Annotated in this window: 22 protein-coding genes; 9 read left to right on the top strand and 13 right to left on the bottom strand. The window is 34.3% G+C overall.

The features are described 5' to 3' along the window. Both OK18_RS11300 and murI read left to right on the top strand, forming a co-directional pair. Positions 1-474 carry a hypothetical protein gene (locus OK18_RS11300; protein ID WP_053328051.1) on the top strand — a complete coding sequence of 158 codons (474 nt, stop codon included), beginning with the start codon at positions 1-3 and terminating at the stop codon, positions 472-474. A gap of 424 nt (positions 475-898) precedes the next feature. Next, positions 899-1,729 (top strand): glutamate racemase, encoded by an 831-nt coding sequence (gene murI / locus OK18_RS11305; RefSeq protein ID WP_053328052.1) that lies wholly within the window; start codon positions 899-901, stop codon positions 1,727-1,729. A 69-nt stretch (positions 1,730-1,798) separates the two neighbouring features. Here murI and OK18_RS11310 read toward each other — a convergent pair whose 3' ends face one another. The 6 genes from OK18_RS11310 to OK18_RS11335 form a co-directional block, all read right to left on the bottom strand. Then, positions 1,799-2,491 (bottom strand): hypothetical protein, encoded by a 693-nt coding sequence (locus OK18_RS11310; RefSeq protein ID WP_053328053.1) that lies wholly within the window; start codon positions 2,489-2,491, stop codon positions 1,799-1,801. 405 nt (positions 2,492-2,896) lie between these two features. Beyond that, positions 2,897-3,469, bottom strand: a complete 573-nt coding sequence (locus tag OK18_RS11315) for an RsmD family RNA methyltransferase (RefSeq protein ID WP_050019475.1) — start codon at positions 3,467-3,469, stop codon at positions 2,897-2,899. 67 nt (positions 3,470-3,536) lie between these two features. Further along, a complete protein-coding gene (locus OK18_RS11320; RefSeq protein ID WP_050019476.1) occupies positions 3,537-4,253 on the bottom strand; it encodes a DUF3822 family protein in 717 nt (238 codons plus the stop codon). Between the two features lie 18 nt (positions 4,254-4,271). After that, on the bottom strand, positions 4,272-4,766 hold the full coding sequence (locus tag OK18_RS11325) for a Smr/MutS family protein (protein WP_053328054.1): 495 nt from the start codon (positions 4,764-4,766) through the stop codon (positions 4,272-4,274). 58 nt (positions 4,767-4,824) lie between these two features. Next, on the bottom strand, positions 4,825-5,322 hold the full coding sequence (locus tag OK18_RS11330) for a metallophosphoesterase family protein (protein WP_050019478.1): 498 nt from the start codon (positions 5,320-5,322) through the stop codon (positions 4,825-4,827). Next, positions 5,322-5,771, bottom strand: a complete 450-nt coding sequence (locus OK18_RS11335; protein WP_050019479.1) for a hypothetical protein — start codon at positions 5,769-5,771, stop codon at positions 5,322-5,324. The genes OK18_RS11330 and OK18_RS11335 overlap by 1 nt, the downstream gene beginning before the upstream one ends. 136 nt (positions 5,772-5,907) lie before the next feature. On the opposite strand from OK18_RS11335, the gene OK18_RS11340 reads away from it, so the two are divergent. Further along, entirely contained in the window at positions 5,908-7,452 is a 1,545-nt protein-coding gene (locus OK18_RS11340; RefSeq protein ID WP_053328055.1) for a serine hydrolase, read from the top strand. Positions 7,453-7,559: 107 nt separating this feature from the next. Here the strand turns inward: OK18_RS11340 and OK18_RS11345 are convergent, their stop codons facing one another. The 4 genes from OK18_RS11345 to OK18_RS11360 all read right to left on the bottom strand — a co-directional run bounded on the left by OK18_RS11345 (position 7,560) and on the right by OK18_RS11360 (position 11,233). Continuing rightward, on the bottom strand, positions 7,560-8,327 hold the full coding sequence (locus tag OK18_RS11345) for a leucine-rich repeat domain-containing protein (protein WP_053328056.1): 768 nt from the start codon (positions 8,325-8,327) through the stop codon (positions 7,560-7,562). An 80-nt stretch (positions 8,328-8,407) separates the two neighbouring features. Further along, positions 8,408-9,175, bottom strand: a complete 768-nt coding sequence (locus OK18_RS11350; RefSeq protein WP_053328057.1) for a leucine-rich repeat domain-containing protein — start codon at positions 9,173-9,175, stop codon at positions 8,408-8,410. Positions 9,176-9,177: 2 nt separating this feature from the next. Then, a complete protein-coding gene (locus OK18_RS11355; RefSeq protein ID WP_053328058.1) occupies positions 9,178-10,641 on the bottom strand; it encodes a hypothetical protein in 1,464 nt (487 codons plus the stop codon). Positions 10,642-10,756: 115 nt separating this feature from the next. Beyond that, positions 10,757-11,233, bottom strand: coding sequence for a SixA phosphatase family protein (locus tag OK18_RS11360; protein WP_050019484.1), 477 nt, complete (start codon positions 11,231-11,233; stop codon positions 10,757-10,759). A 116-nt stretch (positions 11,234-11,349) separates the two neighbouring features. Between OK18_RS11360 and ruvX the strand changes: the two genes are divergently transcribed. The 5 genes from ruvX (at position 11,350) to OK18_RS11385 (ending at position 14,808) form a co-directional block, all read left to right on the top strand. After that, positions 11,350-11,766 (top strand): Holliday junction resolvase RuvX, encoded by a 417-nt coding sequence (ruvX, locus tag OK18_RS11365; RefSeq protein WP_053328059.1) that lies wholly within the window; start codon positions 11,350-11,352, stop codon positions 11,764-11,766. Further along, the gene (gene def, locus OK18_RS11370) at positions 11,763-12,335 is read left to right on the top strand and encodes a peptide deformylase (RefSeq protein WP_053328060.1); all 573 of its coding nucleotides are present in this window, start codon (positions 11,763-11,765) and stop codon (positions 12,333-12,335) included. The genes ruvX and def overlap by 4 nt, the downstream gene beginning before the upstream one ends. A gap of 73 nt (positions 12,336-12,408) precedes the next feature. Beyond that, positions 12,409-12,966 (top strand): DUF5606 family protein, encoded by a 558-nt coding sequence (locus tag OK18_RS11375; RefSeq protein ID WP_053328061.1) that lies wholly within the window; start codon positions 12,409-12,411, stop codon positions 12,964-12,966. Positions 12,967-13,110: 144 nt separating this feature from the next. Then, positions 13,111-13,878 carry a nucleoside triphosphate pyrophosphohydrolase gene (gene mazG / locus OK18_RS11380; RefSeq protein WP_053328062.1) on the top strand — a complete coding sequence of 256 codons (768 nt, stop codon included), beginning with the start codon at positions 13,111-13,113 and terminating at the stop codon, positions 13,876-13,878. Between the two features lie 54 nt (positions 13,879-13,932). Next, positions 13,933-14,808: an SdiA-regulated domain-containing protein gene (locus tag OK18_RS11385; RefSeq protein ID WP_053328063.1), complete on the top strand. Its 876-nt coding sequence runs from the start codon at positions 13,933-13,935 to the stop codon at positions 14,806-14,808. Between the two features lie 168 nt (positions 14,809-14,976). On the opposite strand, the gene OK18_RS11390 is transcribed toward OK18_RS11385, so the two are convergent. After that, positions 14,977-18,693, bottom strand: a complete 3,717-nt coding sequence (locus tag OK18_RS11390; protein WP_053328064.1) for a metallophosphoesterase — start codon at positions 18,691-18,693, stop codon at positions 14,977-14,979. A gap of 26 nt (positions 18,694-18,719) precedes the next feature. On the opposite strand from OK18_RS11390, the gene OK18_RS11395 reads away from it, so the two are divergent. Beyond that, complete coding sequence (locus OK18_RS11395; RefSeq protein ID WP_050019489.1) at positions 18,720-19,895, top strand: Pycsar system effector family protein; 1,176 nt, start codon at positions 18,720-18,722, stop codon at positions 19,893-19,895. 50 nt (positions 19,896-19,945) lie between these two features. Here the strand turns inward: OK18_RS11395 and OK18_RS21195 are convergent, their stop codons facing one another. Both OK18_RS21195 and OK18_RS11410 read right to left on the bottom strand, forming a co-directional pair. After that, positions 19,946-20,098 carry a helix-turn-helix domain-containing protein gene (locus tag OK18_RS21195; RefSeq protein WP_157837392.1) on the bottom strand — a complete coding sequence of 51 codons (153 nt, stop codon included), beginning with the start codon at positions 20,096-20,098 and terminating at the stop codon, positions 19,946-19,948. Between the two features lie 413 nt (positions 20,099-20,511). Then, a complete protein-coding gene (locus OK18_RS11410; RefSeq protein ID WP_053328067.1) occupies positions 20,512-22,827 on the bottom strand; it encodes a GAF domain-containing protein in 2,316 nt (771 codons plus the stop codon). Between the last annotated feature and the right edge of the window lie 111 nt (positions 22,828-22,938).

The raw sequence follows: 22,938 nt of genomic DNA on the forward strand, positions 1-22,938 counted from the left end.
ATGAAAAAATCTCTTTTTATTATTTTAATTATCTTTTTTTCATGTGTTGATTCCAATACAGAATTCCTTCCGAAAAATATTTCTGAAGCTGTGAAAGAAAAATTATTGATAGCGGAGTATAAGCCTAATACAAGCAATATAAAAATCAACGAAAATGAATATATAATTGAAGAGGCGTTCACAACGTTTAAATATATTTCTAAGAACAACAAAAATATAAACAAAAATTTTTTTGCTTTTGTTTTGAAAATTAAAGATATCAAAAGTAATAATGTAGGACTGAGTCTTAATGATCAGATGGATTATGATAAATATATAAACTTTTATTGTGATAACTGCGGAGGAATTGATTCAGATAATATTGTTGTGATTTATAATAATCTTAAGACTCTAAAGACATTAGACACTATTAAAATTGGTTTTAAAGATAAATTGAATAAAGAAAAACTGATAATTTTTAAAAAAAACAAATAAAAATTCCCTAAGCTGGTGCGAGCATTTTGCCCGTGCCAGCTTTGAAAGTTTTTAATCTATATTAAGCTTTTTATTACTTAACAGAACAAAAAGAAAATGTGGATAAAAGATTAGCTGATTAGGGTCTTTTTCTTCAAGAAGTTCTTGAAAGTGTCTAAAAAAGAAAATATGCCATCTGAGAAATGGAAATTCAAAAATGCTTCTTATATAGAGGTAAAAATTAATAAAATTAGAGGCTATCCAAATTTTGGATAGCCTCATTTTAATTGTGAATTTGCTTAATGTACAAGTATAGAATAATAAAAAAGATATCAATCTGAAAACCCGGGTAAGCTACAAAGCAAGATACCCCAAAAAAACTTCAATCTCTAATCTTAGATCAGTATTCAATTATTCATTACTTTTGTATAAAATTTCAGTTCACTTGAAAACGAAAAAACAAGATTATTCACATCTTTCATCCAGCCAGCCTATCGGAATTTTCGACAGCGGAGTAGGAGGACTTACTGTTGCCAAAGAAATTAAAAGACTGCTTCCCAATGAAGACCTGATCTATTTTGGAGACACGAAACATCTGCCTTATGGAGAAAAGTCCAAAGAGGCGATTATAGAATATTCTACAAAAATCACCAATTTTCTTCTGGAACAAAACTGTAAAGCTATTGTGATAGCGTGTAATACTGCTACTGCAAACGCTTTAAATGAGGTAATGCAATCAGTTGCGGGTAAAGTACCGGTCATTGATGTTATCAATCCGGTGGCAGAAAAAGTTTCCTATGAAATCCATAATAATGTAGGGGTTATTGCGACCAAAGCAACTGTAAATTCAGGATTATATAAAAAAAGTATACGGAAACATAACAAATGGATTAAGGTGGATGAGCTGGCAACCCCTCTATTGGTTCCTGCGATTGAAGAAGGTTTCAAAAACCATCCTATCACACATGCTATTATTTACAATTATCTGAGCAATAATAAGCTGAAAAATATTGAAACGCTGATTTTAGGATGTACGCACTATCCACTATTAATTGATGAAATCAAACAATATTACGGAAACAGGGTTCGTGTTATTGATTCACCTAATATTGTAGCCAATCATCTGAAAATTATTCTGGATAAGTACAATCTTTTGAATGATAATAATCCTAAACCGGATTACCACTTTTACCTTTCGGATATCACTAAAAATTTTGAGAAAATATCGAAGAAATTCTTTGGCAAAAGTATTGATTTAGAATTAAAAGTATTGTAAACAAAAGAGGCTATCTTGTATTATCAAAAATGTAAAAGACAGCCTCTTTTTGTTAAAAACTTATTAAGGTCAATCTACAGAAGTGTCTACTTCCTGCGTCTCTTTGATAATCTTGTCTATATCATCACATACTCCGTTATGGTTGGCATCACCTCCATGATCTTGGCAAAAATCAGGATTTCCATATAGAGAGATACAATTTTGTATATATTGTTGATTAGAATTTTTTATGTATTCATCAGTTACATTTGGCGTATTTGGAGAAAATTCAATAATATTTGTAACTGAAACCACTGCATCAGCAACAGGATATGGCTTGGATACATTAGCATATACTCTATAAAACTGTATTGAATTTGTTTGCTGGCCGGCAGGTATAATTACATATTGATTGTCTATGGTAGTTGTATTTTTTTTAATTGTAATCCATACCATTCTGTCATAAGCACTGGTGTTAGTTGCATTTGCTACATAAATGTAGGATTTACCACATTCTAAAGTTCTTTCTTCGACCAAATAAGCAGATATAGCTTTCGTTTCCAAGGGAGGCAAGTCTTCAATCGGAACATCTTTTGATACTATATTTGAGATAAAAGGGTTTTTGGTTTTGCTTAAATCTAATATTGAAGTAAGATTAAATCTTGCTTGATTGTTGTAGCTATCATTTCTCTCAGACATAGGCTCCTCTTTATTAATACTTTGATCAACTTCACATGAATGAAGGAAAATTAATGAAATCATTAAATAAAAAAAAGTTTTCATAATTAATATTTTTTGTTTCCTAAAATACTAATTTATTTATAATTTTTTAGAATGTTATCAATATATTGATAAAAAAGTGAGTAATTCTATAAATAGCTTATCGCTGGCAAGTCTTTTTAAAAAACTAAGTTTCTGTAATTATCTTTTCAGTTTAAGCTTTACTTTAGTTAAATTTAAGCTGATTTGTTAGCCGTTTCTCTTTTTTGATTGATTGCTTGCCATAAAGAAAAGTTTCATATTGATGGTTTGGAAATGAGGCTGGTTCAATACCCTTTATTGAAGTATAGTTTATTTTATTTCCGTAAAGCAGTAGTAAATTCCCAGAGATAGATAGTCCTGATATCCCGGCCAAGACTTTACGACAGTTGAATAAGGAGTATAAGCTCAATTCAAAATAATCAGGAATTAAAGTTCCTGATGATCTTCTTTATTCGGTTCAAAAAAACTGAAACTTACATTTCCGTATTTTCTGGTATCAATCAGATTAGGGTGTTCCAGCTTCATACGGCTTTGATGCTCTACGATAAGAACCCCGTTTTCTTTGAGGAATTTATTGTTTAAAACAAGAGAAATCAGCTCATAATATTTTTTTTCCTCCATTTCAAAAGGGGCATCGGAAAAAACGATTTCAAAAGATTTCTTATTTCTGAATTTTTTAAGCCAGTCGAACACATCACCTCTCTGCACATTGATCTGAAGGGCCATATCAAGTTCTGATGCTGTAGCATTTATAAATCCTGTATGCTTTGGATTCATTTCCACAGAAGTCACATCCTGGCATCCTCTGGAAGCAAATTCTAACGAAATAGAACCTATTCCCGCAAATAAATCGAGAACGGAAACAAACTGCATGTCGTATTTGTTTTCAAGGATGCTGAATAAAGCTTCTTTAGCAAAATCCGTTGTGGGCCTTACCTCAAAATTTTTAGGAGCGGCAATTTTTTTGGCTTTCCACTTGCCTGATATTATTCTGAACATGTTGTATTAAGATGTATATAGATTATAGCTTACCTGAGAAATAATCCCTGGTACATCAGTCTGTAATCTAGTTAAGTATAAAATTTTTGTTGGGAATGTTATCAAAAACAATTTTCAGGTTTTTGACAAATTTCTGAAGCTCGGAAATAAAAGTTTCATTCTCTGTAGTTTCGCCATATGCGTAAAAACTCGTATCATTGATTCCAAAACCTATTTTACTCAATGTAAACATAATAAAATAAAGGAAATCAACCTCAGAGTTAACATCCAGGTTGTTATACAGGATCACCTTCTTATGATCAATAGCGAAAAACTCGCACTGATTATGATAAAGATTGATATGAATCTCCTTATTATTCTTGTTGTTGATAGAGTTTAAAAACTTTTCTCCGGAAAAATTAAAATGTACCGGTATCGCCAGCTCTTTTATTTTTTTATAATAGTTTTTCGGAAAAGTGTAATAAAACTGGATATTGAACTTCTTATTAATAGAAAGCATCAGTTCTTCTTTTTCCTTATCTGCAGGGGCATTAAAAGCAATCAGGTCAAATCCTGTTTCGTGTTCAGAAAAACCTTCAGGCATTAAAGTAAAATGATTGAGTGCAGAAACTACCTGGATTTCGTCAAAGCGTTGCCTGATAAGAATTTCATCAAGCTTTTCCTCAATAAGGTTGAGTGGGGTTTCTTCAGTAACGAAGTACGACTTTTCTTCCACAATGCTTTTGTTTTTCGCAATCTGGAAGATCAATCCGTCTTTGGTAAAAAGTAAATTAAGTACGTTCATATTTCAATTCCTGCAAATTTAGTGAAATTCTACCATTACCGCACCTGATTGATGGTGAAGTATTTCCTTGTTATAAAAATCAATATTGACCTGGCTTTCCAAAACATCTCTTACCATTCTTTGTAAGACCCCGTCACCAATGCCGTGTACAATTTCCAGCCTCTTTAAATTATTTTTTCTGCAAAACTCCAGAACTTCCAACAATTTTTCCTTTTGAATAAACAATCTTTCAAAACTGTCATAGTCATCGGGATTCTTCACCAAATTATGAAAATGCAGGTCCAGAACCAAATGATTTTTCTGATGTTTTTTAGAAATTATTTTTTTAGGCTCCGCTTTTCTCACAATTTTTATGTTTTCATATAAATCTGCATTTTTGGGAACCAGCTTTTCCTTGGGATATTGGTGGGTAAAACCGTATTCATCTTTAAAAACCACAATATTTCCTTTCACGGAAGTAATTACACCGCTTAAATCCTCATCTACTACAGAAACTGTATCCCCGATTTTCATTTTCTTACTGATTAACCTTAACAGGAATTCAACACCCTGCCAAGGTTAGTTAATTTGTTTACACTCTTGAACCCAATTCAATCACTTCCAAATCTTTAACCTCTTCACCATCTACTACAAACCGCATCATTGTTCTTGTCTTATGCCAGCCTTGCTTTCCACAAGCTCCGGGGTTAAGATGCAGGAGATTATTCTTTTCATCAAACATGGCTTTTAAAATATGAGAATGTCCTGAAATAAATAACCTGGGAGCCTTTTCACTTATTTCTTTTCTGGCAATAGGAGTATATCTGCCGGGATATCCACCGATGTGGACCATCAGTACTTCAAGCTTTTCACAAAAAAAACGGTTCACTTCCGGAAATACAGAACGGATTTTTGCATCGTCTATATTTCCAAAAACACCTTTCAGAGGCTTCACTTTTTCAAGTTCTTCAATTACGGCCATGCTTCCAAAATCTCCACAATGCCAGATTTCATCAGCCTGTGCTGCATACGCTAAGATCCGGTCATCAATATAGGAATGGGAATCGGAAAGGAGGAGGATTTTTGTCATTATCTGTGTGTTCTTGCAGTGATATTTTCGTCGTATTTTTCTTTGAATATTGCAAGGCGGTCAGGATTCAGCTCACCATCCGGAGTAAGCACTCTTTCTTTAAGAAGCCATCTTACGACTTTCTCCATTCCTTTCCTGGAATTCATAAAGTTGGAAACTTTGCCCAGGTCTGTAGATTCTACTTTAACTTTTGCCGTCAGAAAATTAAGGATAAAAAAATCATCATTTACATAGCTGGGCGTTCCATTATCCATATACTTGTAAAGTAAAACTTCATCATCATTTTTCATAGAAAAAAAGGAATACTGGGCGAGGTTGATTTTTTCCGCTTTTAGTATTTGTTTCCCGTCTACTGTAACTTTATCATCTTTAATCGTTACCTCTTGGGAAAAATATACATTACAGCTTATCATTACTAAAAAGAAAGCTAATAATCTGTTTATTGCCATTTCAATGTTTTAGACCACAAATATAAAGAAGCTTTAAGAATTTTAAGAGATAAGTATATTTTAAAAGTGTTAGAACTTTTAATATCGGTAATAGGCATCACCGAATATTTGCTAAATTTGGGAAAATTAAAAAATAATGAAGAAGAAACTTTCTCTTTTCATTTTTCTTGTAACCGTAGGATTGGCAAATGCCCAGGTTGAGGAAAAAAAACTGGATGAACTGATCCAGAATACTTTAAAAACATTTGACGTTCCGGGAATGTCTGTAGGGGTGGTAAAAGATGGTAAAGTGATTTATTCCAAAGGATTTGGAGTACGTTCTCTTACCACGAAGCAGCCTATGGATGAAAATACATTAGTGGGAATTGCTTCCAACTCCAAAGGATTTACCTGTGTGGCGCTTGCTATTCTGGCAGATGAAGGAAAATTAAATTGGGATGACAAAGTTTCAAAATATATTCCCGAGTTTCAGATGTATGATCCCTATGTTTCTCAGAATGTAACCATAAAAGACCTGATTACTCACAGGGCAGGCCTGGGATTGGGCCAGGGAGATCTTATGTTTTTTCCGGAGGGGGGAAGTCTGACAGTCAATGATATTGTTCATAATGTAAGGTATTTGAAGCCTGAAAATCCTTTCAGAACGAAATTAGACTACAATAATATCATGTTTATTGTTGCCGGTGAGGTGATTCACCGAATTTCCGGGTTAAGCTGGGCAGAATTTATAGAACAGCGGATCATGAAACCTGTAGGAATGACAGCCAGTTTCGGAAGCTATAGCCGTGCTAAAGCGATAACCAATAAAATTGATGCTCACGCTCCTGTGGCTGGAAAAGCAGTGGCTGTTCCTCACGATTGGAATGAAACCGCCAATGCAGCAGGGGGTATTATGAGTAATATTAAAGATATGACAACCTGGGCTGAATGCCTGATGAATAATTTTACCACTAAAGACGGTAAAAAACTGGTTTCTGATAAAAATGCCCAACAGTTGTGGAGCCTTCAGATTCCTGACAGGGTAGCTGCAAAAAACCCATATGATACCAGCTTTTACGGATATGGATTAGGCTGGTTTTTAAGTGATGTGAAGGGGCATAAACAAGTGCAACATACCGGAGGTTTGATTGGAACGGTAACGCAGTTTACACTGATACCGGATTTGAAATTGGGGATTGTAGTGCTGACAAACCAGCAGTCGGGGGCTGCGTTTAATACTATTACCAATACGGTAAAAGATTCTTATCTTGGTGTGGCAGACAGAAATTGGTTAAAAACCTATAGTGAGAGAATGGCTAAAATGAATGCTGATTATGATAAGCAAAAGAAAGATGCGTTTGCTAAATCGGACGCCTTTAAAAAGGAAAAAGCACTTCATCCAAAATCCGAACAGTTTGTAGGAATTTATAATGATGCCTGGTTTGGTGATGTGGAAATTGTACAGCAGGGAAGTACCTACAGAATTTCATGCAAAAACTCACCAAGATTAAAAGGCGAACTGCTTCCATATTCCAATAATTCCTTCATTATCAAATGGGATGACAGAAGCTATGATGCCGATGCTTATCTTATTTTTGAGTATGACGAAAATGGAAAAGCACAGTCTGCAAAGCTAAAAGCTATTTCTGAAGTTACTGATTTCAGTTTTGATTTTGATGATCTGGATCTGAAAAGGAAGTAAAAGTAAAATCACAAAAAAATAGTACGACGGGACGGGTTTTGGCTTGTCCCATTTTTATTCCCGCTAACTATTGTTAATTCGATTTGTACTTCTAAAAATAATTTTATTTATTCATCATAATAAAAAGTAATATTCCTTTTCTCACAAATGGCTTTTACTTCTTTATAGTTTTTGAGCTTTAAGCCTTTTGCATGAATTGTTTCTAACTTTGGTGCATTTAAAATTTCAATGGGAATGATTTTTATTCCTGTACCTGAAATATTAAGCCACTCCAAACTAGACATATCTTTTAAACAAGTAGGTAAATCAGAAATATGAGTGTTTTCTAAAGTGAAAAATTTTATTTTTTGTAATTTGCAAATGCTAATAGGTAAGTTATTTATAAAAGTACCATCTAAATTGATACTTTCTAAATTAGTAAGCTGACTTATTTTATTGTTAATCAATACAATAGGGTTGTTTCTTAAATCAAGATATGTTAAGCTTTTAAGATTATAAAAAGAACTAGGGAGTACAGTTACATTATTGTTTGGAATATCAAATTGCAATAGGCGTGTTAATTTTCCTATGCTTTTAGGAATAGATGTGATTTTTTTCTCTTCATTCACTATTTGAAATATTCTCATTTTTTCAAAATTTCCAATCCAATTGGGAATTGTTGAAGATTCATTCATCAGAATTAAATCGAGATTTTTAAGTCTAAGATAAGTAAGTGAGTCCCTTTTATTCCATAAAGAATCCATTACCATCCTGGTACTATTTTCTACAGGAAAATCTCTCAATACTTTTTCTTTTTCATCATAAGGAGGATTATTATACTGCTGGCAAGAATATAATAATGGAATAAAAAGTAAGATATTTAATATACTTCTCATATTTTTAAATCTTTTACAAAAAGAGCATGAATAAAAATGGTAACCCTCCTCCTTATTATAATTATAGTTTTGCCTTTGTATTATTCATCATAATAGAATGTAATATTCTTTTTCTCACAAATAGCTTTTACTTCTTGGTAGTTTTTGAGCTTTAAGCCTTTTGCGTTTATTTCTTTTAATTTAGCAATATCTAGTATTTTGATAGGGAAATAATTTATATTTGTATTAGATATGTTAATGTTTTCAATATTTTCCATGTTTTTCACACATTCAGGAAGTTTTGATATATCTGTATTATTAATAGGCAAGCTAACTAAATTTGAAAGACTACAGATTTCTTTGGGAAGATCCTTTAAATCATAATTGTTTGATAATAAAAAAATTTTCATTTTTTTTAAGTTGCCTATTTTAGGATCAATATATATCAATTTATTATTACTTAAATTTAGGCGTTCCAAGTTTTTTAAAGTATAAATAGCTTCAGGAATTTTAGATATATTATTGTTCGGTAGCTCTATATGGGTTAAGTTAATATTATTCCCTATTTTTTCAGGAATATTAGTTATTTTTTTGTTTTCTGAAAAGGATTCAATACTTTTTAATTGTTTAAAATTAAAAATCCAAAGTGGGATTGAATCAACCTCTGAAAGATATATATTTCGAACCTTATCAAATCTCAAGTAAGTAAGTGAATCTCTTTTTCTCCATACACTATCTATAATAATTTCAGTTGTTGAAGTGGGAAAAGTTCTTAAAGTTTCTTCATATTTGTCATATGGTTGCGTATTATATTGTTGGCAAGAAGCTAATAATGGCAATAAAAAAAATAAATATTGAAAGAGTTTCATTGTTATATTTTTAAATTATTTACAAATATGGCATGAATATAATGAAAAGTAGTTAACCTGTTATATCTATCTAAATTTTCCTTTGATTGAATTAACAGTCCTGAATCTCGATTTCCCTCTCCTAAACTAGATAGTGATTCTAACATTTTTGGAGAATTAGAGTCTTCAGAATCTTTAATTGCAATAATTTCTCGGGTTAAAATTTTTTTTATTCCATCTTCAGTCATATCAATAACTTTGAAGCCTAGATTTTTTTCTCTATTGATATTATTATTTTCCAAGAAGTTTGTAGTAACGGTTTTACCTTGCATAATTGCCTTTTGTAATTCTAAATTCCAATGCTGTATTATAAATTCGTTATTTTCTTCCATCATCTTTTCAACCTCCATCGTCACAAAAGGTGGAATAATGGGCGGTGTAGGAACATTATGATCTGCAGCACCCCTTAACAAAGCAGCCATATTGGATAAAACACCAAAGATACCCAGAACTTCTCCTACTATTTTTATTTTTCCTGCAAGACCTTTTCCCGATTCATATTCTATGGCATTAATTCCTTTAGGTATATTGGCTGATGTTTTAGAGTCTATATTTACCGCCTTTTTAATCTCCTTTTCAAATCTGTTGTCAATTTCTGAAATATCATAATAATAGTACTCGGAGGTAGCTCCTTTCCTTATAGAACTGAAAAAATTCTTTTTTTCTAAATTTCTGATGGCAATATCATAAGCTCTCTTTTCCAAGCCTGCAGACATTTTTTGATCAACAATCCCATAAGGCTTTGTTAATGTATTCACTTTATTGGCATACAACCCGTTTTTCATGGCTGCAATATACCATGGGCTTCCATCATCAGCAGAATAAATGGCAGGCAGGAGATGCTTGTCCGAGGCATGTACGAAGATGATAGGTTCTGCTAAAGGTTTCGGTTTTACTTTCAGGTAATCCTGGTTTTCCCATGGAAGTTCTACGATTTCAGGCATATACCCTTCATCTATATACCTGCATCGGAAATAAAGCTCAAGGTCCCTTCCTGCATCATTCGTTACCATTTTAGTCAGGGCATTCTCATCCAGCAGTAAAGGGATGATGATCTCAGAATTTTCATTTAATTCCCATTCTGTAAGGATCTCCTTATTTTCAGGGTCGGTGGCTACAATATTGATCGTTTCATATTCCCTTGCGTTTTTATATCCGATCAGTTCTTTGTTTACAAAACTGAGGATATAAAGAAGAAAGTCAAATTTATCCCATTCCCTCAATTCAAGGTGTACTTTTTTTCCTTCAGGAGAGTCGATATTTTTCATTTGCAGATGAAAGCGGACTCTATCTCCCAGATTTGCCTCTGTTATTTCTTTTCCTTCCATATCTTCCCACAACCCTTTTACAAAATACCGGGAAATGGGATTTCTTTTGATTGGAGTTTTTACATCATATTCTACTCCAGGATTTTTCTTTGAAGTCATTTTTTTTAATCATTTGTGTGTGTTTTTGCAATTCTTGCTATATCAATCGTTGGTATTGATTTTAATATTCTTTTTAATAGGTATAAATTCTTGAGGATAAAATGGAATATGAAGATTATATTTTTCCGGGCTCATAAAAGAAAAGAAGCTTCTTTCTGGCACCGTCAAATTCGGACCATGAGTTGCAATCCACCTCAAAACCGGCAACACCACAGGTGGGAAAATGAAAAATATCTTCGGAAATGGAATTGGCAAAATTAGAGATTCCATTGTTGTGAGAGAAAAGGGCTACTGAGTTCAGACTGTCATCCAGGTCATAAATTACCGATTCAAAATTTCTTTCCGAAGGGTTATATAGCTTTTCATTAGTGGTAAAATCAAGCTGGTAGGTCTGGTTGAAAATTTTACAGGTATTCAATGCACGTACAGCGGGGCTCGACACAAAATGGTCTATGGAAATATGGTTGTTTTTCATAAACCTGGACATCTTCATGGCGTCCTCCAGTCCCTTATCTGCCAAGGGTCTGTCAAAGTCCTCCGTTTCTTCCGGCCAGTCGCTTTTTGCATGTCTTACGAGGATGAGTCTCTTCATATATTTTGTTTTTTGGAAGATTAAAATTATAAAAAAAATAATGGAATAAAACATGATTGATATAAAAAAACTGCGTTATGAATAAAATCAGTAAATTTTACTAAATTTGCAGACTTATGGGACAAATCCTTGCAATAGACTACGGAAAAGCCCGTTGTGGCATTGCTGTAACGGATGATATGCAGATTATAGCCAGTGGTCTGGAAACTATTGAGAACCATTCTTTAATGGGATTTTTGAAAAAATATTTCAGTGAAAATAAGGTAGACGAAGTAGTGATTGGACTTCCCATAGATCTGAAAGGAAATATTTCGGAAGTAGAGACCGATATTCTGAAATTTATTGAAGTCTTTAAAAAAGAATTTTCAGATATTGCCGTTCATCGTTTTGATGAAAGGTTTACTTCTAAAATGGCCTCTTTTTTTATATCCCAAAGCGGGAAAAGCAAAAAAAAGAGACAGGAAAAAGGATTAATAGATAAAGTAAGTGCAACGATTATATTGCAGAATTTTTTAGAACAAAGATTAAAATGATTTTACCGATAAGAGCTTTTGGAGATCCTGTCTTGAGAAAAGTGGGAAAAGATATAGATAAAGATTATCCCGGGTTACAGGAACTGATAGATAATATGTTCGAAACGATGTACAGCGCAAATGGCATAGGTCTTGCTGCGCCTCAGATCGGATTGGATATCCGTTTGTTTGTCATCGATGTGACTCCTCTTGCTGAAGATGAAGATTATGAGGATATTAAAGACGAGCTTGCAGAATTTAAAAAAGTATTCATCAATGCCAGGATCCTGGAAGAATCCGGTGAAGAATGGAAGTTTAATGAAGGCTGTTTGTCTATTCCTGATGTAAGGGAAGACGTGAAAAGAAAAGGGACAATCGTTATTGAATATTATGACGAAAATTTTGTGAAACATACAGAAACTTTTTCCGATATTAGAGCCCGCGTAATTCAGCATGAATACGATCATATTGAAGGGATCTTATTTACCGATCATTTAAGTGCATTAAAAAAGAAGCTGGTAAAAGGAAAACTGACAAAGATTTCTCAGGGTGACGTAAACATCGGTTACAAAATGAGATTTCCAAAATAATGTAAATAAGGATAAAAGATAATAAAACGCAAAAAGCTGATTGCCGATTGCAGAATTTACAAAAAATAAAATTATGCTGTTAGAAAAAATAATTTCAATTTCTGGAAAACCAGGACTTTACAAATTAGTTTCTCAATTAAGAAACGGATTCATTATTGAAGATGTTACCACCAAGAAAAAAGTGAGCATTGGAAACTCAAGCCAGGTAAGCTTACTGGATAACATTGCTATGTTTACATTTGAAAAAGAAGTTCCTTTGTTCGAAGTTTTTGAAAATATTGCTAAAAACAACGATTATAAGGAAACAATTTCTCATAAATCTTCTGATGCAGATCTGAAAGACTTTATGCTGGCGTCACTTCCTAATTATGATACCGAAAGAGTATACTCTTCTGATATTAAGAAACTGGCACAATGGTATAATATTCTTCAGAAAGCAGGATATATTACACCTGAAAGCTTTGTAAAAGCAGAACCTGAAACTTTGGAAGGAGAACCGGCTGAAGTGAGCATTGAAAAAGAAGCTCCTAAAAAAGCCGCTCCAAAAGCAGAAAAACCTGCCGCTCCAAAAGTAAAGGCTACTTCAGCAGCTAAAGCAGCTCCGAAAAGTACGCATACTAAAAAAGGATAATTCATTCATTTGAATGTACAATATAAAACCTTGTCAGAATTGATGAGGTTTTTTATTGTCCCAAAAATAACAGACTTTAAAATCTGCCAGGTTTAAAAATGACAGAAACTATTCTTAAATTTGTAAGACTTGAATTCTCAAACTATGAATACAAAACAGGAAAAGCTGGATGCTTTCGGAAGATTACTGGATATCATGGATGATCTTCGTGAGAAATGCCCGTGGGATCAGAAACAAACCCTGCAATCGTTGCGCCACCTGACGCTGGAAGAAACTTACGAACTCTCTGATGCGATTCTTCAGGAAGACCTGACGGAAATTAAAAAAGAGCTGGGAGATGTTCTGCTTCATCTGGTTTTCTACGCTAAAATAGGATCTGAGAAAAAGAGCTTTGATATTGCAGATGTTATTAATTCCCTTAATGAAAAACTTATTTTCCGTCATCCACATATTTATGGGGATACTGAAGTAAAGGACGAAGAAGAAGTAAAACAGAATTGGGAAAAACTGAAGCTGAAAGAAGGAAACAAATCCATTTTAGGTGGTGTTCCGAAGAGCCTGCCAAGCCTGGTGAAAGCTTATAGGATCCAGGATAAAGTAAAAGGTATCGGGTTTGAGTTTCATGATGCTGAGGATGCCTGGAAAAAGGTGGATGAAGAAATTCAGGAGTTTCATGCAGAAACAGATCCTGATAAAAAAGAACAAGAGCTGGGAGATGTATTTTTCTCCTTGATTAATTATGCAAGGATTTCAGGCATTAACCCGGATTCTGCATTGGAAAGAACCAACCTGAAGTTTATCTCAAGATTTCAAAAAATGGAAAAACTGGCTCTTGAAAAAGATGTGAAGCTGGCAGATATGACCCTGGAAGAAATGGATGTTCTTTGGGAAAAAGCAAAACAGCTTTCTTAAGTTCGTCTGAAACAATGAATGCTTTTTAATTCATTTAATTTTTAAAATAACAATATGTTGCGATTCCTTATTTTACCTTTTATTTTTTTATTGAGTTGTAATCCTAAAGCACAAAATTCACCGGTTGCTAAAAATGACGGATTGCCTCTTCTGTTTTCCTTGCCTAAAAAACTGAAGGAAGTTTCGGGAATAACATTGTCTAAAGACAAAAAAACGGTCTGGGTAATTGAGGACAAAGGAAATAAAAATGCCATTTATGCTCTTAATGATAAAGGAGAAATGCTGGGTAAAATTCCGGTAGAAAATGCAGAAAATACAGATTGGGAAGATATTATTTCCGATTCACAAGGCAATATTTATATCGGAGATTTTGGAAATAATGATAACAACAGACAAGACCTTGCCATTTTAAAAACCGACCTGAAAGATCTGTCTCAGAAAACAACAAAAGTAATTCAGTCCACCAGATTTCATTATGAGGGACAAACCGAATTTCCTCCTAAGAAATCCAATTGGCTGTATGACTGTGAAGGCTTTGTGGAAATGGGAGGAAATTTCTATCTTTTTACCAAAAACAGGAGTAAGGGCTTTGACGGAACTTTCCTTGTATTCAAGGTGCCTAACCAGGAAGGTGATTTTGAAGCTAAGCTGGTAGGGAAGCTAAAACTTGAAGGAGGCTATAATGATGCCGCCATTACATCAGCCGCCATCAATAGTACTCATGATAAAATTGTATTACTGACACATAAAAATATTCATGTACTTACCGGATTTACCGCAGATGATTTCAGCTCCGCTAAAATTCAGAAAATCTCTTTAAATCATAATTCGCAGAAAGAAGCCATCGTCTTCCATGATGATAAGACCTTATGGATTGCGGATGAGAAAGGAAAAGATGAAGGTGGAAATGTTTATAACTTTTCATTTTAGGAATTATGTACTTTTCCGTTTTCTAAAATATATTAACTAAAATCCACAGAAAACACCTGTGGATTTTTGAGCAATATAGCTGAGATGATAAGCTTGCAGAAAGTCTTGTAAGAGACTATATTATAAAATCCGGATTTTACAACTGTAAATTTGTCCAATTAAATTGATTTAAAACTTCATGCCTATACCGGCAGAAACTCTTCCTCCATCAGATCCATAGAAATAATTGAGTCTTGCAGAAAGCATTTCTACAATACTTAGCCAGACACCGGCACCTACAGACTGATGCCATTTTCTGGAATTCTCGGTATCATTCCATACCCGGCCGATATCGTAGCCTACAAGAATCCCCAGGTTGGCAGGAACAATATTATTTCTGATTCTTCCAAAGTCCCATCGTACCTCTGAATTATTGGTAAAATAAGATCTTCCGGAGAACCTTTCGTTTCTGAAAGCCCTCATTCCATTATTTCCTCCGATAGCAGCGGCCTGATAGAATTCAAAATTGTTATTATTGATCCACATGACATTGCTGGAATTGGCAAATACAAAAGTTCCCTTTTTATCAATTCGGTGATCAATGGCCAGTTTTCCTTTTAAAGTCAGGAAGTTTTTGTTAAAATCGGAAAAAGTGGCTTTCCAGTCGGCGTTCACCATCAGCTCCATTCCCAGGGTTGGAAAAGCAAGGTTATCTGCATTTTTAAAGCTAAAGGTATAGTTGGCCCCCATAAACTGCTGACTATTGAATACTTCAGGTCTTACATCCGGCGATGTATTGATAAAACGGCCTTCTCTTTTCTGTACTTTATTATCTTCAAAAGTAAGTTGGATCTGATGGCTGAGATTCATCCAGCTTTTTTTCGAAATAGAAGGGGCAAAATTGAACTTGGAAATTCTGGCTCTGTTGTACTCTCTTTCAGTATCTTCTTTATCATACGGACTTTCATTAGATAATCCGAAGAAGTTTTGTGAAAATCTTGGAGTGGTATAAGAAGCATCCAGATTGAAATCCCATCCGGAAATTGCTTTTTTGAAAATCCCCTTATATTGTAAGCTAAATCCGGCAGTTGCAGTATAAAAGTTGGCTTTTAAACTGTGTTTTTGAGTAAAGGGATCCCGGATAAAATTATTAACCGTGTAATTGGCCAGGACTCCAATGATCACTCCGTCATCAGGGTTATAATCCACATTGGGATACCCGGCGAAGGAATTGTATTTCGGATGTTTATAATTGTAAGTATTGATATCATAATCGTCAGAAATATTCCTGGTTGCATTTCCGGAATTATAGGTGTTTTTCTGGGATTTGAAATCATAGATTTTTACCTTTCTTCCATCAGTTACATTATAAATATCATGATTATATCCACCGATAAGCCTGATATTCATTCTCGGATTTCCTGTACCTCCTACCTCATACATATCATCATCTTCCAGCCCGTAAATCCATAATTCTTTAGTTTTCGAATCAGAATATGTTTTCTCAAATACAAGTTCGTTTTTATCCTTGTTTTTGCCTAGTTCGTATTGTTGTACGTGTACAGAATTCTTATTTTTTGTAATGACGAATTTATCAGGATTTACAGTTCCTGCCAGAGGAACTTTCTTTTGCAGTACATCATAATATTGTGATGCATACTCCTGCAATTTTGTTTTTCGGATTTTCAATTTCCTCTGGATATCAGCAATTGTTCCATCCTGAACTTCTTTCGGTAGATTGTGGAAAGCTTCTTCAATATCGGTATCACTCAAGTGTTCCTGGATATATTTAGCTTGTGCTATCCATTCTTCCTGGGTAGACCCTTTCAGGAAAACAAGATCCATTGGATAGGGTTCCATACTGATCCATTTAACGCTGCTAATATCTTCCGTAAAGGTTTTCATATGGCGAATGGCAGGAACATTCATAATCAGCTTGAATGCAGCGCCGTCATATTTGCTGAATGCCTGATCCCTGTCTTTTGGTATTGGTTTGTAGATTACCTTATTGCCTTCTTCATATTCTGCCCATTTCCATTGATCCGAATGCCTGTCCCAGTCACCGATTAGCATATCAAAAATTCTCGCTCTGATGTAAGATTCTTTATCAACGGAATATTTATAGTTTTTAGTCAGGTTTTTTAATACATCATCTGTAGAGACTATATCTTTGGCATTCCCCAATGAAGCTAATGTCTTGGGGTCAGATGAAAAACGTTCTTCAATCATATACATTTCATCCCCATAATTTTGGTTATATCTTCCCAATGCCTGTTGTTTAGGAATGAAATATAATTTGGGGTTGCTATGGAAAATATTGAGCTTTTCGGCCATATTTCCAATGGTGAATGGTGTAAACGGATGATTGGTAGTGTAGAAATCCAGCAAAAACTTTTCCGGAAAAGTGTCTGTAAGTTCATCTCCAAGAGTACTTTTTTTGAAAGCCATATTGTTCAGGAAGCGGATAGCACTTTTTTTCACTCCCCGCATTACAAATTCCTGCCCGTCTGCTGCTTTCAGTCTTAAACTATTGGATTGGTTTCCACCTCCTTCCCTGAAAGGCACATAACCTCCGTTCAACTCGGAAAGGTTGGCTATAGGAGCTTCTATAGGGATTCCGTAATATCTTCTGTAATGATCTCCCCACAGCCACCGGTAAAATTTCCTTTTTTGGGTAAGCTGTACCGGGTAAATTGTTGAGGTAAAGGTGGGCGGAAAGGTATTCGGAAAGTTGTTCACAAATACATCCGGTTTTGAAACAACGGAAATATGGGTCAGTTTTTGAAGCCGGGCATCTTTTGTTGAGAAGTATTCAACGTCTGTGCTCTGATCTTTTCTGATATTTAATATGGCAAATCCGCTGCCTCCATAGGAAAAATCTGTCTGTTCGGCAATTGTGGACGGATCTACTTTGGAACCGGCTCCGCTGATAATCTGCCTTATATTACGGTCTTCATGATATTGAAGATTATGATCATGTCCTGAAACAAAAATAATATTTTCTTTATCCTGAACTATACTCTTCAACCGGTTGGCAAGATCTGCATAATGCTGATTGTTGATATCAGCAGGGCTGGCTCCGGAAGAACTGCGCAGAATATTTACTACACTGCCAATGACCGGCACCGGAATTTTACTTTTAAAAGGGTAGAGGTGAGATCTGGCAGAGCTAAAACCTGCATGGGTTCCGCTGCTGATAACAGGATGGTGGAGGGCTACAATGATTCTTTTGCCCTGATTTTTTATAATAAGATCTTTAAATTCGGTAAAAAAGTCTTCCCGGTTTTTAATGTTGCAGTTTTTGTTGATCCCCGGATGTTGATCCCAATTGGTAATCACCCATTCTGTATCAATAGCGATCAGTTTAATATCTTTGGAAATATTGATATCGTCAATCGGGCACCCGCTTTTGGGAAGAAAAGATTTTTTATCATCAAAATACTTCTTTACAAATCCTTCCTGGGCTTTCAGCCCTTCCAGTCCGTTATACCAATCGTGGTTTCCGGGTATCATTACTGTTTTTCCCTTGAAATTTTTAGTAATGTTCAACTGATCTTCCAGCTTTTGTTTGGCGAGAATATAGCCTTTATCCTTTTCTTCCGGCATTCCATTCGGATAAATATTGTCTCCAAGAAAAATCAGCATAGAGTTGCTGTCTGCTGAATCAAGTTTATTTTTCAGTAAATGCAGGGTTTTCTGTGCCTGTGCTTCATCTGCATTTCCAGCATCCCCAATCAGGAAAATTTTAAAATCATTCTCAGATTTTATGTCAGAATCTTTTATTTCAAATACGTTTTTGCCTTTTTGCACGTTATATGTTGCGCAGGAATACAGCACTCCTGCAGACAATACCGTCCTCAGAACAATAGAAGTATTTTTTAATTGAGTTTTAAAGGATAAATTCATAAATTTACATTAACAAAAATTCAGGAATGAGCATTCTACACAAAGCTAAAAATTATGTTGAAATCTTATTCAAAGATAAGTTATCTTCGGTTTACTTTTATCATAATTTTATTCATACTGCCTATACAGTCAATAAGGCTGAAGAAATTATGAAAAATACCCCTGTTTCTGATGAGGATCAGGAGAAGGTACTTGTTGCTTTATGGTTCCACGATACGGGCTATATAGAATGCGCCCAGAATCATGAAGAGAGGAGTGTGGAGATTATGAAAAGCTTTTTACATCAGGAAAATTATGCAGAAAATTATATTCAGGATGTTGAAAAGCTGATCCTGGCGACGAAAATCAGTTATGAACCTAAGAATTTATTGGAAAAAATTGTAAAAGATGCAGACTTCAGCCATTTTGCAGGCCATGATTACAATGATATTTCCGATGCTTTGAGGAAGGAGTGGGAACTGACCAATGTAAGATGCTTCTCTAATGAAGAATGGAATGCCGGAAACCTGGATATGCTTAAAAACAGGCATACTTATTATACTGACTATGCTAAAGAACACTGGGAGCCTTTAAAAAAGAAAAACATCAAAAAGATAGAGAAAAAGCTGGAAAAAGAAGAAGTGAAGAAAGAGGATAAAAAAGATAATGCCGAAGGGAAAAAGGAGAAGGAAAAGTCAGACCGGAGTGTAGATACCCTTTTCAGGGTAACCCTTAACAATCATACAAGATTGAGTGATATTGCAGACAGCAAGGCCAATATTCTTTTGTCTGTCAACGCCATTATTATTTCAGTTTGTCTTTCCGTTTTGGTTCCGAAGCTGGATGCTCCTAAGAATTCACATCTGATTCTTCCGAGTTTCATCCTGCTGTTGTCTAGTGTATTAACTATTATATTTGCAATTCTTTCTACCAAACCCAATGTAACGAAAACTACATTTACTGCTCAGGATATTGTTAACAGGAAAGTAAACCTGCTGTTTTTCGGGAATTTCCATCAGATGTTATTTGATGATTATCATAATGCGATGAAAGACCTTATCAAAGACAGGGATTATATTTACGATTCTATGGTAAAAGATCTTTATTACCTGGGAAAAGTCTTAGACAGAAAATATAAACTTCTATCCATTACCTATAAGATTTTTATGGCTGGAATTATTATTTCTGTACTATCTTTTGGGGCAGCTTTTCTGAGTCTTTAATTATAAATCACTTACAATGGGCTTGCCCTGATGTGTCTATTGGGGTTAGCTTATTCTATATCTTTCAGGAATTCATTTATAGAAATTTCAAGTGCATCGGCAATTCTCATAAGACTGAGAATAGAAGTATTGATGATTCCTCTTTCTATCCTTGTGATCTGTGAAATTTCCACATCAACTATAAAAGTTAGTTCTAAAAACAAACATAAATAATGAAACAATCATTGCTTTTATTATTTTTTTTTACAACATTTTTTCATTCTCAGGTTATTAAGGATTCAATTTTAGGAAACCCTAAATCTGTGAAGGAATCTGTAGTTTTTCTAAATGATTCTGGACCATATACTTTCATGAGAGGAGATGATGAATATGGTCACGCTACAATCATGAAACCTAAAAATTTGAGGGAAAGCATGAGGAATTCATGGTTTCAAATTATATAACCAGATTAATTTATTTAGATAAACCTGCACCGAATGATAAAATCGTAGAGCCAGTCATAATAGATTTCAGATATAAATTTGACAAGCAAAATAACTGGACAGAAATTATTAAAAACGTAAATGGAAAGGATCTGTACAGATGGATTAGAAAAATTGAATATTATTAGGGTGTTTCAATCATCTAAATTCCTAAACAAAGAAACTCTCAACGCCAGTAATCCTGTAATTCCCTGAAGGTCTTCTACTTTCAGGAATTCTACATCATGTTCAAGAACACCTTTCTTTTGAAGCTTAGAAATATAGTCTAGGTATTCCTTCTGGTTTTCCATACCAAAATAAACAATGGTAATTTTTCCCGGAGCGGTAATTCTTTCTGAAGAGTCTTTAATATGGGCTTTATCTAAACGTTTTTTAATGATTTCATAATAAGAATTGTAGGCGCCATCTACATCAAAACGTTTTTCATCCATTCTGAAACGGATGTCTATTTTTTCATTGTAAACAAAAATCAATGAAGCGATATCCAATGGGATGGGAAGATCTTTTTTAAAAGACTGAAATTCATGTTCCATCCGGCAGATGGTTTTCAGTTGCCAATACCTCAGTTTGTGAACGACTTTGAACGAATAATGAAGATCAGGGGCAATGGTGTGCCCGATATATAAGTTATGTTCTACACCATCGGATTTGAACCTTTCATAATAATGCGGAAATATCTGCTGAGCTTTCGTCTGGCTTTCATCCAGCATATCTGCCAGCTTTCTGTTGACAAGTGTTATAGAATCATCCAGGTTTTTCCTATGGCTATAGAACAGATCAGTTTGGGCAAAGATGTTCGAGAAATAATCTTTGATTTTTGATTTTATTTCACGGCTGGTTTTTATTTCAAGTTTTCCCTGTAAAAAAGGATGAATTTCTTCTCTTAAAAGCCTTTGAAAGCGTTGCTCAGTGTCAGCTTTAATCTCATGGTTAAGTTCATTTTTGAAAATATCTAAAGCTAACAGGAATTTTTCCGAATCGGAATTGGTCAAGGTAAAAATATCCATTAAGCAGTTAATCTGTTGGTTGAGGTCTTCAAGCATCAGCTTAAAGCGTTTTTCGGATGAAGAACGGATATCTGAAACTCCGAACAGAGGGGTTAAATTTTTAAATGAAATCTGCTTTAGGGTATACATTTTCTTTCCCAATGAGGCTGTAAAATATTTTTCGGCTTCATTCCTGAATTTCCAGACCACACTGTCATGAATAGTGGTATATTCTCTTTGGATAATTGCTTCTATCTGATAGTTTTTTTCAAAATAAAACCTGCTGAGTGAGAACAGGACCATATCAGTAAAAAACTCCATTTTTTTGAGTTTTAAACCATTAAAACTACCAGCCACAGGTGAAGTAAACTCCATTATAGCAAGGAGCTCATTATCTTTCATGATAGGGATTACCATGAAGCTGTTGATATGGTTGTCTTTTAGAATATTGAAGGATGGAAGCTGCTTTACATTAGCGTCCAGATTATCAACATTAGAAACAACAATCGGTTTAGAATTGTGACTTAAGTTATTAAATGTATTTTTACGGGTTTCTTCATCGAAGGTATTGATCCAGAAATCAAGGATATGATTGGTCAGAAAGCTTTCGTAAATAGGAAGTTTATCGAGTTTTTGTTCCTTCTTGTTGAAGGTCATCAGTCCGAAGTTTAGTTCGGGAACATCAAAATAGGATTTAAAAATTTCAGTCAGGTTTTCATCCGGCTTCAAATTTTCAGGATCTATTTCTATCATACTGGATTTCAGGTCAGACAATGCTACTTCAGAAGTGCAGTCAACCAGTGAAATAATGGTAAAGCCTTTTAATATCCAGGATTGTGAAGGAAAATATTTCTTCCATAGTTTAAAGTCATCCAGGTTTTCCAATAACATATCCATGATACCATCATCCGGAATTTTTGCTTTTTCGGTAGGAATAATTTCTGTAAAATCTGAATTTACCGTAATCTTATAATGTTTCATAATTCCCTGCTTATTGGGAATATCATAATAAAAAGGGATGGTACTTCTGATATCTTTTTTGAAGTAACTCTGAAGAATCAGACAACAGCAGAATACATAAAATTCATTATCTGTAATATTCCTGAGTTCTATTTCAAAATCCTTTCCGGCATCTTTTAAAATGTTTTTAAATCTTTCAGTATAGTTGAACGTGATATTGGAAAGTGGGATACTTGCTGCCTTTATTTCATTGTGGGTAAGCCCGGTGGGGAAAAGATCGGCAAGCAACAGCCTGATGAGTTCTTCATTTTTTTCAAGGAGACTTATATCCTGGAAGCCATCTCTGAATTCTTTAAAATTCTTGGTTCTTTCAATCAGTGATTCGGCATAGTTGGCCCGATATTCCAGCCGGTCATTATATCGGATATGTTCCAGAACATCCAAATATTTTTTGAATGATATGTAAACCTGAAAAGGAGAGTCTTTTTTGTAAAGATTAGCCAACAGCTGAAAATTTAAGTAAAGTTATGAAAAAAACGGTATTTCCAAATACTACATAGATTGCTGAAAACAATATTTTATAAGATTTTTATTTTATTTTTTGAATAATTAAAA

The sequence above is a fragment of the Chryseobacterium gallinarum genome, assembly GCF_001021975.1.
GTDB classification, from domain to species: domain Bacteria; phylum Bacteroidota; class Bacteroidia; order Flavobacteriales; family Weeksellaceae; genus Chryseobacterium; species Chryseobacterium gallinarum.